Raw genomic sequence first — 11871 nt, forward strand, 5'->3', positions numbered from 1 at the left:
TTTGATGTAGCTCTTAAATGTTACTTAAATCAAGAATTAACGTTGACGTTTTAGGTTGTTTAGTTTTCAAGGTTCAAGGTGTTTCTCATTGCGTTGCTCTCTCAAGCGACCAATCTATCATAACATTTTATCGATTGTTATGTCAACAACTTTTTGAAATTCTTTTTTGTTGTTTATTTATTATGCTGGTCGTTGTTTTCAGCGACGTTTAATAATATATCACGTTTATTTAGCATATACAACTATTTTTTTAATAAAATTTCATTCTTTTTCCCACTGACTATTCATGTCATCATTACCGCTTGATAGATCCTTTTAAATAGGAGGGCTCGATACTACGAGTCCTCCTAAAGACAACCATTCAAGCCGTGAAGGATTTAATTCCTTCTATATATATTTTTCTATGTCGAGTAAGGTCGATTATTTCTCCTGATTCCACATCTTTAACCATAGGACGAGTCAAATAATCTGGCTGTGTAAAAATTACTTCTGCAATTCTACCATCAGAAAGCTCGACTTTTGTTCCTATTGCCAAATTACCAATCAATTCTTGAAGTGCTTTTACTGCAACAATATCAAACTTTCCAAACTCATCTTCCAAGATCGTTTCTAATGCTTTAAAAGGTGACTGTTTGGCACGGTACAGCCGTTCAGAAGTCATCGCATGGTACACATCAGCAATTGAAATAATTTGAGCGTACAATGTGATTTGATCTCCTTTTTCACCTTTTGGATAGCCACTCCCGTCAAATCGTTCATGGTGCTGATAGATTGCTTGTTTCATCTCTTTTTTCAAAAGAGGAGTATCCATCACATACTGATAGCTATAGACAGGATGTTTCTTTATTTCAATATTTTCATCTTTTGTTAATAAGGTTGCTTTTGTAAGTAAGGAATTCGGCATTTTTGCCATACCAACATCCGCTAGCACACCAGCCATAGCCATTTGTATACAAAAGGCTTGGTCACAGCCAATTTTTCTTGCTAAGAGACTACTAATAATCCCGACCGCAACAGAGTGATGAGCAATATAGTTCTTCGCGTTGGATAGATGATGAAGATTGTAAAGATGCTGTTTATTTAATTCAACTTGCTGTACTAGCGGTAAAATCATTTTTTTAATAGCAACTATGTCAACTTTAGTTCCAGCCTGCCAGTTAGAAAATTCTGTTCTATAAAATGATACTGCTGCCTGATACATCTCATCAAAATCCTGTTGAGGTTGTGTAGAATCCTCGGACATAGAGTGATGGCTTTTAATATCCCCCTGTGTGAGTGCTTCTTGTTTTAGATCTTTTTCAGGTGACAAAGCTGTACCATCATTTTTTCTACTGAGTACAGAAACTTGCTGAATTTGAAAAGCTTCCAGCACTTCTATATGAACCGCGGAGATCACTGTACGCTTGCGGACAAGCGGATTATTGGTTAAACCCAGTACATCCTCTGAAATGATACACCCTTCTTCTAAATCCTTAACCCTTATATTCATCAAGCCCACCTCACAAAAGCTACTTACTTTTTTATTTTATCAAAAAAAGAGAAAACAGGAATCCCTCGTTCCTATTTTCTCCAAATCTTTATTCTTCAGTTGCTGAAGGATCTGCGGCTGTGTTTTCAGAATCAAGTTGTTCTTCCAACTCTTCTAATTCTTCTTCCACATCCTCTTCCTTTTCAATTCTCGTTACAGTGGCAACGTATTCCTGATCGCCAAGACGAATGAGCTTAACGCCCTGTGTGTTACGGCCTGTCTGCGAAATGTCGCTTACATCCATTCGAATAAGTACACCCTGTCCTGTAATTAACATTAGATCCTCTTGACCGGTTACTGCTTTCACAGAAACAAGCTTACCATTTTTATCGGTAATGTTGCAGGTTTTAATACCCTTACCTCCGCGTGATTGTACACGGTAGTCCTCTTCAGGCGTTTGTTTTCCATAACCCTTTTCCGTTACAACAAGAATATTATTACCTGGTTCGAGGATTTCCATTCCAACAACAACATCGTCATCGTTTAAGTTGATTCCTCTCACTCCTGTTGCAGTACGGCCCATTGAACGAACGTCTCCTTCTGGGAAACGAATGAGCATGCCATTTTTAGTGCCAACAATAATTTCTTTTTCACCATTTGTCAGTTTAACAGAAATAAGTTCGTCGCCTTCTTTTAAATTGATGGCAATGAGTCCATTTGTCCGAATGTTGGCGAAATCAGAAACAGGTGTGCGTTTCGACACTCCGTATCTCGTTGTGAAGAAGAAGAAAGAATCCTCTCTGAATTCTTCTACACGAATCATCGCATTAATGACCTCATCCTTTTCAATTTCAAGAAGGTTAATAATCGGCAAGCCTTTAGCTGTCCGGCTATACTCAGGAATTTCGTATCCTTTTGTTCGATAAACCTTCCCTTTATTGGTAAAGAAAAGGATCGTATCATGGGTTGACGTGGTTAATAGGTGTTCGACAAAATCATTTTCATTTGTCCCCATTCCCTGAATACCGCGTCCTCCGCGTTTTTGACTGCGGTAAGTAGAAGCAGGCAAACGTTTAATATAACCATTATGAGTTAACGTAATGATCAAGTTTTCACGTGGAATAAGATCTTCATCTTCAATCATTTCTGCGCCGCCAGTTGTGATCTCAGTACGTCGTTTATCATTAAAGCGTTCTTTAATTTCCATCAGCTCTTCACGAATGATTTCAAGAACTCTTTCTTCGTCATTTAATACATCTCTAAGCTCGGCAATCAAGGCAACAAGAGCCTGATATTCTTCTTCGATCTTATCGCGTTCAAGACCTGTCAAACGCTGCAGACGCATATCTAAAATAGCCTGTGCTTGTTTTTCAGATAAAGAGAATTGCTCCATTAATCCTTGTCGAGCAATATCCGCGGTTTGTGATCCGCGAATTAATGCGATAATGGCATCGATATGATCAAGGGCGATACGCAATCCTTCGAGAATATGTGCGCGTGCTTCTGCTTTGCGCAGTTCAAATTCTGTTCGACGGCGAATGACGACTTTTTGATGCTCTAAATAATGATAAAGTGCATCTTTCAGATTTAAAACTTTTGGCTGTCCGTCAACTAACGCCAGCATATTAATTCCAAAGCTTGTTTGAAGAGTAGTTTGTTTGTAAAGATTATTTAATAGTACATTGGCATTGGCATCTCTGCGGACTTCAATAACAATTCGCATTCCAGTACGGTCTGATTCATCTCGCAGATCTGTAATGCCGTCGATTTTCTTATCGCGAACAAGCTCTGCAATTTTTTCAATCAGCTTCGCTTTGTTTACTTGATACGGAATCTCATGAACGAGAATAGTTTCACGGCCGTTTGGTTTTTGTTCAATTTCAACCTTTGCGCGCTGAATGACGGAGCCGCGTCCCGTCTCATAGGCACGGCGAATTCCACTTCGTCCGAGGATGAGTGCACCCGTTGGAAAATCAGGACCTGGGATAAACTCCATCAGTTCTGAAATTGTGATTTCAGGGTGACGGCTAAAAGCAAGCAGTCCATCAATGACCTCACCTAACTGATGAGGTGGAATATTGGTCGCCATCCCAACAGCAATCCCACTTGACCCATTTACTAATAGATTGGGAAAACGGGAAGGCAAGACAGCTGGCTCACGCTCAGAACCATCATAATTATCTTTATAATCAATGGTGTCTTTATTAATATCTCGAATAAGCTCCATAGAAATCTTGGACATTCTCGCTTCTGTATAACGCATCGCAGCAGCTGCATCTCCATCGACAGAACCAAAATTCCCGTGCCCTTCGACAAGCATATAGCGATAACTGAAATCCTGCGCCATTCGAACCATCGTATCATAAACGGCTGAATCACCATGCGGGTGATACTTACCAATAACTTCACCAACGATACGTGCTGATTTTTTAAATGCTTTATCAGAAGTCATACCTAAATCATTCATCGCATATAAAATACGACGGTGAACCGGCTTCAAACCGTCTCTAGCGTCAGGAAGAGCTCGTGCCACAATTACACTCATAGCATAATCTAAGAAAGATGTACGCATTTCCTGGCTAATATTAATTTCTTGGACATTAGACCTTGGCGTTTCGGCCATATTACTGGAACCTCCTTATTCAACAAGTCTGCCGTATGGCAGCACTTTTTAATGGTGGTGGAAAGGTATTAGAACACTTTACGAAAAAGAAAAGAAAGGATAGAGCAAAGCGCCTATCCTGTTAATTAAATATCAAGATTCTTAACATACATCGCATTATCTTCAATGAACTGGCGTCTAGGTTCAACCTTGTCTCCCATTAAAATCTCAAAGGTTTCATCAGCTTCAATCGCATCCTCGAGACTCACTTGCAGCAATGTACGTGATTCAGGATTCATGGTTGTTTCCCAAAGCTGTTCAGGGTTCATCTCGCCCAGACCTTTATAACGCTGCAACCCAGGTTTAGGGGTTTGCGAAAGAGTAGACATAATTTGATTCATTTCGCGGTCATTGTATGCGTAATGAATGGTTTTTCCTTGCGTAATTTTATACAAAGGCGGCTGAGCAATGTAAATATACCCTGCTTCGATAATTTGTCTCATATACCGATAGATGAATGTTAACAGAAGCGTTCGAATATGAGCTCCATCCACATCAGCATCCGTCATGATGATTACTTTATGATAACGCGCTTTAGCAATATCAAAGTCTTCCCCAATCCCAGTGCCAAGAGCGGTGATAATCGCCCGGATTTCATTATTGGATAGTATTTTATCAAGACGCGCTTTTTCTACGTTAATAATTTTACCTCGAAGCGGCAGGATTGCTTGGAAATGACGGTCCCGTCCTTGTTTTGCAGAACCTCCCGCTGAGTCACCCTCAACAACGTATAATTCGCTGATTTGCGGATCACGAGATGAGCAGTCTGCAAGCTTACCCGGCAGGCTGGATACTTCAAGTGCACTTTTACGTCTTGTCAGCTCTCGTGCTTTTTTTGCAGCTAAGCGAGCGCGGGCTGCCATCATTCCTTTTTCAATGATTTGACGGGCGACACCTGGATTTTCCATCAAAAACTTTTCAAAGTGCTCGGAGAATAGCGAATCCGTTATTGTTCGAGCTTCTGAATTTCCAAGCTTTGTTTTTGTCTGGCCCTCAAATTGTGGATCCGGGTGTTTGATTGATACAATCGCAGTCAATCCTTCTCGAACATCCTCTCCTGAAAGATTGGCATCTGCATCTTTCAGCAGGTTGTTGCGAGCGGCATAATTATTGATCACTCGTGTCAACGCAGTTTTAAAGCCGGATTCATGTGTTCCGCCTTCATGGGTACTAATATTATTGGCAAACGAATAGATACTGCTTGTATACCCCTGGTTGTACTGCAAAGAAATCTCTATGGAAATACCGTCACGTTCACCCTCTACAAAAACAGGCTCTTCATGAATAACTTCCTTCGAACGATTTAAATGCTCAACATATGATTTAATTCCACCTTCATAGTGGAACCTTTTCAATTTAACCGCTTCTCCATCTTCTACGCGCTTATCTTCTATCGAAATTGCTAGACCACGATTTAAGAAGGCAAGCTCACGAATACGATTGGCTAGTGTATCAAAGTCGTATTCAGTCGTTTCAGTGAAAATTTCCGGGTCCGGTTTAAAACGAGTAACGGTCCCGGTGCGGTTTGTTTCACCAATGACTTTAAGGTCATAGCTTGGTGCACCCTTACTATATTCTTGATTGTAAATTTTACCATCACGGTGAACAAATACCTCAAGCTTCGTTGATAGAGCATTTACAACGGACGCACCTACTCCGTGAAGACCACCAGAGACTTTATAACCGCCTCCGCCAAATTTACCTCCAGCGTGGAGTACAGTCATAATCACTTCTACTGCTGGTCGTCCCATCTTCTCATGATTTCCTACCGGTATTCCTCGGCCGTTATCTTCCACGGTAATAGAATTATCTTTTTCAATCATTACTTTAATTTCATCGCAGTAGCCTGCTAATGCTTCATCAATACTATTATCCACAATTTCCCACACAAGATGATGCAGACCCCTGGCACTCGTTGAACCAATATACATACCAGGTCGTTTTCTGACCGCTTCCAAACCCTCAAGGACTTGGATTTGATTTTCATCATAAGCTGGCTGCTGAATTTGCGTTTCTTCTGTTGCCACGTGATTCACCTACACTTTCTCTGATCATGCCCACGCATGCTCGTCTCACATTATTTAAAAATTGGCTTAGACATTTTTTCCGTTCGTTTTTTTAGAGTGGCAGAAGCAAGTGGTGATAAATAAATTTTAAAATCAGTGATGATAATTGATTTGCAGCCATTTCTACACAGATCAACAATTGCGGAATCGTTGTCCTTCAAAAAGCGCTCCATGATTTGAGACGCCTCAAGCGACTGTGCATCCATAATTGCAACAATGTCACCCATTCTCACCATAGCGTCCTCTCCTATATGGATATACATATTGGAATGCCTCCTCACGTTCGCTTCATCATGCTCCCTTTCTCAACTATAAACGTTGTGGCTTCATTCAAGGTGCGGTGATCTATTCCTTCGACACTTGTGGTGGTAACGAAGGTTTGGACCTTTCCTTGAATCGTGTTGAGTAAATGAGATTGTCGATAATCATCCAATTCTGAAAGTACATCATCGAGTAATAAAATTGGATACTCGCCAATTTCTGCATGAATCAGCTCAATCTCAGCTAATTTAATGGATAAGGCAGTAGTTCGCTGCTGTCCTTGTGATCCAAAGGTTTGAACATCATGTCCATTCACAAGAAACTGCAGGTCATCACGATGCGGACCGATCAGTGTAACGCCGCGGTCAATTTCACGCTCTTGCAGTTCTTCAAATTTCCCCCGAAATACTGCCTCAATTGCTGCATGCTCTTGATCAGCTGTCACACCAACTGATGGTTTATAAACAACTTCAAGTGTTTCAAGTCCTCTGGAAATCCCTGAGTGAATAGGCTCTGCCCATTGCTGTAACAATTTTATAAATTGAAAACGACGATGGACAATTTTTATAGCCATTTCAATAAATTGATCAGTTAGAACTTCCAGCATCGTTCGATCATGCTGTTTTCTAGATTGCAGCTGTTTTAAATAATGATTGCGCTGCTGCAGTATTTTTTGATACAAATTGCTGTCATGAAGATAGACAGCTGAGATCTGACCGATTTCCATATCAATAAAACGACGCCTTACTTGAGGGCTCCCCTTCACTAAGTGGAGATCTTCGGGCGCGAACATGACAACATTCATATTTCCAATATATTGGCTGAGTTTGGATTGTTCTAAATGATTGAGTCTTGCTCTTTTTCCCTTTTTAGAGATTGTTAGCTCTAAAGGGAGCGAGCTGTGCTGTTTCATCACTCTACCCTTTATTTTAGCATACTCTGATTCCCATTGTATTAAATCTTTATCATTGGACGTTCGATGAGATTTTGCCATAGCAAGAACATAGATGGATTCCATCACGTTAGTTTTTCCTTGTGCATTTTCCCCAAGGATCACATTGACATTATCATCAAATTCCACAGTTAAACGTTCATAATTACGATAATGGACAAGCTCCAACTGTTCAATATACATGCTATAACATCCTTCTACTCGTTTGACTTCACCACATATGTACCCATATTTGGAATTTGAATCTCATCCCCATTACGCAGCTTACGTCCGCGTCTTTGATCAAGTTCGTTATTAATAAATACTTCGTGCTCACTCAAAAACCATTTTGCCATTCCCCCGCTTTGTATAACCTCTGCAAGCTTTAAAAATTGGCCAAGCGTGATGTATTCTGTATTAATGGTAATAATTTCCTTCATTTCGCTCACTACTTTCATTTTTTCTCTAATATCTTATTTTAACCAATATCGCAGATGAAAACAAAGAAAAATTGCATATATGAAAGAATCTCTGCGGTTGTGACATGATGAAACATAAAACCCTCTGTTTTCACTAAAAACAGAGGGCGGGATGACTAATATGTTCGAACAGGTGTGATCAGCTGGAGAATTGAGTCATCGCCTGTTGGACGAAGAACAAAAGGTCTCATAGCACCCGTAAATTGAATGTTGGTTTCTGCCCCTTCTAATACTTTCAAGGCATCCATCATATATTTTGCACTGAAGGAGATGTTTAAATCATCTCCTTCAATCGTTTCACATGGTACTTCTTCGACAGCCTTGCCGATTTCGGGAGTATTAGAGGATAGCTCTACCGATCCATCGGCTGTAATTGAAAGCTTTACAACATTATTTCGATCTTCACGTGCTAAAAGAGATGCTCGGTCAATAGCCTGAAGAAATTCTTTACCACCAACAGTCAAAGTGGTTTTGCTATCAGATGGAACAAGTCTAGAAGTATCGGGATAGTTTCCTTCCAATAATCTGGAGAAAAACAGTACATGTTTAGCGCGAAATAGAATTTGACTTTCTGTGATGACAATTTCAAGCTCATCTGAATTATCGTCCAAAATTTTATTTAATTCGTTTAGGCTTTTACCAGGGATTACCGCTTTTCTAAGTTCGCCAGTTCCCCCGCTGATTGGTGCTTTTCTCATTGCTAGACGATGACTATCTGTAGCGACGCAATTTAAATCCCCATTTTCAATGTGCCAGTTTACACCTGTCAAGATAGGGCGTGTTTCTGAGGTGGACACCGCAAAAACAGTTTGCCGAATCATTGTTTTCAAGAGATTTGTGGCAATTCTTAACACACTTTCTTCTTCAATCTGTGGTAAATGAGGATACTCTGATACATCTAGTCCATTTAGATTAAATTCAGATTTTCCGGATCGAATCACGGTTTGAAGATGGGAATGTACTTCAATTTCCACTGTATCCATTGGTAACTTCTTAACGATGCTCTCAAAGAATTTTGCTTGTAGAACAATTCCGCCTGGTTGTTGGATATCAACAATTTCTTTTCCATCTTCCTCTTTAGGAATAAAGTATTCAATGGAAATATCAGAATCACTGCCTGTCAAGGTTATACCTTCTTCATGTGCCATGATTTTGATACCGGTTAATATTGGGATTGTTGTTCTGGATGAAACAGCCTTCATGACATCGTTTACGCCATTTACAAGGCGGTCACGTTGAATCTGGAATTTCATTTTACGTAGCCTCCAAATGTTCATTTTCTAGTGCTATATAATAATTATTTAAGTCTTTAAAAGTAATAGTAGTACTAGTAGGCGCTGTGGATATGTGGATAACCACATTAATGACTTGTTTTGACGAGTTTTCAACATGTGGACAAGATGTGTTTGAACGTGTAACTATTATTCACATTTACTCACAACCTAGCTAAGCTTTACTTTTGAAGTATTGATTGGATTTCCTTTATTTCTTGTCTAAGAGATACGTCATGATCAAGTAATTTTCTGATTTTTTCGTGCGCATGTATAACCGTTGTATGATCACGTCCTCCAAATTCTTCTCCTATCTTTGGTAAAGAGAAATCAGTCATTTCCCTTGAAAGATACATGGCAATTTGTCGGGGGAAAGCAACGGACTTTGTCCGCTTTTTTGCCTTAAAATCATCGAGTTTTATATTAAAATGTTCACCAACAGTCTTCTGAATATTTAAAATGGTAATGACCTTTGGCTTCGAGCTTGGCATGATATCCTTCAGTGCTTCAGCAGCTAAATCTGCATTTATATCCTTGCTGACGAGTGAAGAGTATGCAACTACCCGTATGAGAGCCCCTTCTAATTCTCGAATATTGGAATCTATTTGATTGGCAATGTAAAGCATTGCTTCATTAGGTATATCAAGTCCCTCTGCTTTCGCTTTTTTGCGCAATATCGCAATTCGCGTTTCCAGATCAGGAGGTGTGATATCTGTTATTAATCCCCATTCAAAACGAGAGCGTAAACGATCTTCTAATGTAGGGATTTCTTTAGGCGGACGGTCACTAGAGATAACGATTTGCTTGCTTTCTTCATGAAGTGTATTAAAAGTATGGAAAAATTCCTCTTGCGTTTGTTCTTTTCCGGCAAGAAATTGTATGTCGTCTATAAGTAAAACATCAACATTTCGATATTTATTTCGGAAGTCGACAGCTTTATTATCACGAATCGAATTAATAAACTCATTAGTGAATTTTTCAGAAGACAAATATACCACTTTTGCAGATGGATTATGTTCGAGAACATAGTGTCCAATTGCATGCATTAAGTGAGTTTTACCGAGCCCTACCCCCCCGTAAATAAAAAGTGGATTATAGGCTTTTGCTGGTGCTTCCGCTACGGCTAGCGAAGCTGCGTGTGCAAAGCGATTGCCAGATCCTATGACAAAAGTGTCAAACATATATTTGGGGTTTAGCATATTTTGTGACCATTCCTGTGGATCATCATCTTTTCTTGGCTTTTTAGGCTGCGAATTGAAATCAAAATTATCGTTGTCTTGATTTTGAGGAATAATAAACTTTACTAGCAGCTCTTCTCCTGTTACTTCTTTTAACACGGTTGAAATTAATTGAGAATAATGTCCTTCTAACCAATCTCTTGCAAACTCATTTGGAGCTGTGATTGTAAGTGTGTCACGCTGTAATGAAAATGCTTTCGTTGATTTTAGCCATGTTTCATAACTTGGCTTACTGATTTTTTTCTCTATATTTTGCAGCGCATGATTCCAGAGATCAGTGATATTTTCCAATTAGCTACCCCTCCTATCCTAGATAGTTTTTCAGAAAAACATTATTTCTGTAACGATGTTATATATATTCATTTTAATGAATAGGCATTAATAGACGGACTGAGCATTTATCGACACAATCCATAGCCTGTGGACAATTTTCTCCATGCATGTGCAGAAAATTATCCACAGGCTATCCACAATTGTGGATAATGTTAATTGTGGGTAGAACTTATTCAGAGTGAAAACACACTTATAATATCAGAAAATCCGTTGATATGCAATGTCTCATTCTGTTTATCCACAAGATACTACACAACTGTATAATGTTTGTCCACAAGCGGTGGACCTGTGCAAAAGCTGTCGATAGCTGATGTGGATAATAAAAATATTGTCGAAAATTTATCCACAGGATTTTTTAAAACATTGTTATTAATAATGTTGAGTAAAAAAAGAAAAAAATATTCTCTATTGAAGTGAGCGTAGCCTTCTGGTATGATATAGAGGTTGTATGAAATGAATATTGACATTTGATATGTGAACTCTATATAATTATTTAGAATGTCTGTAACTTGATCATCCAGACATGATCAATAGGAGGTGTGTTATTCATGAAACGTACGTACCAACCAAATAAGCGTAAAAGAAGTAAAGTACACGGATTCCGCGCACGCATGAGCACGAAAAATGGCCGCAAGGTTCTAGCTCGTCGCCGTCTACGTGGAAGAAAAGTATTGTCTGCTTAAGACCACTGATTCCACTCAGTGGTCTTTTTTCACATAAATGGCTAAATAGGACTAACTAATTGAAGGTGTTAGCATGAAAAAAGAACAGCGAATAAAAAAAAATCCTGAATTCCAGCAAGTTTTTCGTCACGGTACGTCAATGGCTAACCGCCAATTTGTCCTTTACCGATTAAAAAAAGAGAAGCAATCTGCGTTTCGGTTAGGATTATCAGTAAGCAAAAAAATTGGAAACGCAGTTGTTCGTAACCAAGTAAAGCGATACATTCGTCAAGCATTTTTAGAATTAACGCCTCATTTAAAGCAAGACTTTGATTATATTGTTATCGCGAGGAAGCCTGCAGCAGATATTGACTTTTTCCAAACCAAAAGTAGTCTTGTTCACGTTATGGGGAAATCAAAGGTATTGGACAAGCGTGGAGTGATCGAATAAACACGCCATAATTGAAAAGAATTTTTCACAAAGACCTAAAAGCGAGCCA

At 39.2% G+C, this 11871-nt stretch carries 10 protein-coding genes; 2 read left to right on the forward strand and 8 right to left on the reverse strand.

The window, feature by feature from the left end; all coding sequences use genetic code 11:
- Positions 1-361 precede the first annotated feature (361 nt).
- The 8 genes from KP78_RS03125 to dnaA all read right to left on the reverse strand — a co-directional run bounded on the left by KP78_RS03125 (position 362) and on the right by dnaA (position 10667).
- Positions 362-1489 (reverse strand): HD-GYP domain-containing protein, encoded by a 1128-nt coding sequence (locus tag KP78_RS03125; protein WP_041086258.1) that lies wholly within the window; start codon positions 1487-1489, stop codon positions 362-364.
- 88 nt (positions 1490-1577) lie between these two features.
- A complete protein-coding gene (gene gyrA / locus KP78_RS03130) occupies positions 1578-4091 on the reverse strand; it encodes a DNA gyrase subunit A (RefSeq protein WP_041086260.1) in 2514 nt (837 codons plus the stop codon).
- Between the two features lie 125 nt (positions 4092-4216).
- Entirely contained in the window at positions 4217-6136 is a 1920-nt protein-coding gene (gene gyrB / locus KP78_RS03135; RefSeq protein WP_422723694.1) for a DNA topoisomerase (ATP-hydrolyzing) subunit B, read from the reverse strand.
- Between the two features lie 71 nt (positions 6137-6207).
- A complete protein-coding gene (gene remB, locus KP78_RS03140; RefSeq protein ID WP_041086264.1) occupies positions 6208-6459 on the reverse strand; it encodes an extracellular matrix regulator RemB in 252 nt (83 codons plus the stop codon).
- A 14-nt stretch (positions 6460-6473) separates the two neighbouring features.
- Positions 6474-7592, reverse strand: a complete 1119-nt coding sequence (recF, locus tag KP78_RS03145; protein ID WP_041086266.1) for a DNA replication/repair protein RecF — start codon at positions 7590-7592, stop codon at positions 6474-6476.
- A gap of 14 nt (positions 7593-7606) precedes the next feature.
- Positions 7607-7828 (reverse strand): S4 domain-containing protein YaaA, encoded by a 222-nt coding sequence (gene yaaA / locus KP78_RS03150; RefSeq protein ID WP_041087414.1) that lies wholly within the window; start codon positions 7826-7828, stop codon positions 7607-7609.
- A gap of 155 nt (positions 7829-7983) precedes the next feature.
- Positions 7984-9120 carry a DNA polymerase III subunit beta gene (dnaN, locus tag KP78_RS03155; RefSeq protein WP_041086267.1) on the reverse strand — a complete coding sequence of 379 codons (1137 nt, stop codon included), beginning with the start codon at positions 9118-9120 and terminating at the stop codon, positions 7984-7986.
- Between the two features lie 200 nt (positions 9121-9320).
- On the reverse strand, positions 9321-10667 hold the full coding sequence (dnaA, locus tag KP78_RS03160) for a chromosomal replication initiator protein DnaA (protein ID WP_041086269.1): 1347 nt from the start codon (positions 10665-10667) through the stop codon (positions 9321-9323).
- 590 nt (positions 10668-11257) lie between these two features.
- Here dnaA and rpmH point away from each other — a divergent pair.
- Both rpmH and rnpA read left to right on the forward strand, forming a co-directional pair.
- Positions 11258-11392, forward strand: coding sequence for a 50S ribosomal protein L34 (gene rpmH / locus KP78_RS03165; RefSeq protein WP_041086271.1), 135 nt, complete (start codon positions 11258-11260; stop codon positions 11390-11392).
- A 73-nt stretch (positions 11393-11465) separates the two neighbouring features.
- Positions 11466-11822, forward strand: coding sequence for a ribonuclease P protein component (rnpA, locus tag KP78_RS03170; protein WP_041086273.1), 357 nt, complete (start codon positions 11466-11468; stop codon positions 11820-11822).
- Positions 11823-11871: the final 49 nt, after the last annotated feature.

The organism is Jeotgalibacillus soli (assembly GCF_000829435.1).
In the GTDB taxonomy this organism is placed as follows: Bacteria; Bacillota; Bacilli; order Bacillales; family Jeotgalibacillaceae; genus Jeotgalibacillus; species Jeotgalibacillus soli.

What these genes read in the sequence shown, in the direction of transcription:
- remB (WP_041086264.1), bottom strand. Translation starts at nt 6,459, where the DNA reads ATGTATATCCATATAGGAGAGGACGCTATGGTGAGAATGGGTGACATT.
- rpmH (WP_041086271.1), top strand. Translation starts at nt 11,258, where the DNA reads ATGAAACGTACGTACCAACCAAATAAGCGTAAAAGAAGTAAAGTACAC.
- yaaA (WP_041087414.1), bottom strand. Translation starts at nt 7,828, where the DNA reads ATGAAGGAAATTATTACCATTAATACAGAATACATCACGCTTGGCCAA.
- KP78_RS03125 (WP_041086258.1), bottom strand. Translation starts at nt 1,489, where the DNA reads ATGAATATAAGGGTTAAGGATTTAGAAGAAGGGTGTATCATTTCAGAG.
- recF (WP_041086266.1), bottom strand. Translation starts at nt 7,592, where the DNA reads ATGTATATTGAACAGTTGGAGCTTGTCCATTATCGTAATTATGAACGT.
- rnpA (WP_041086273.1), top strand. Translation starts at nt 11,466, where the DNA reads ATGAAAAAAGAACAGCGAATAAAAAAAAATCCTGAATTCCAGCAAGTT.
- gyrA (WP_041086260.1), bottom strand. Translation starts at nt 4,091, where the DNA reads ATGGCCGAAACGCCAAGGTCTAATGTCCAAGAAATTAATATTAGCCAG.
- dnaN (WP_041086267.1), bottom strand. Translation starts at nt 9,120, where the DNA reads ATGAAATTCCAGATTCAACGTGACCGCCTTGTAAATGGCGTAAACGAT.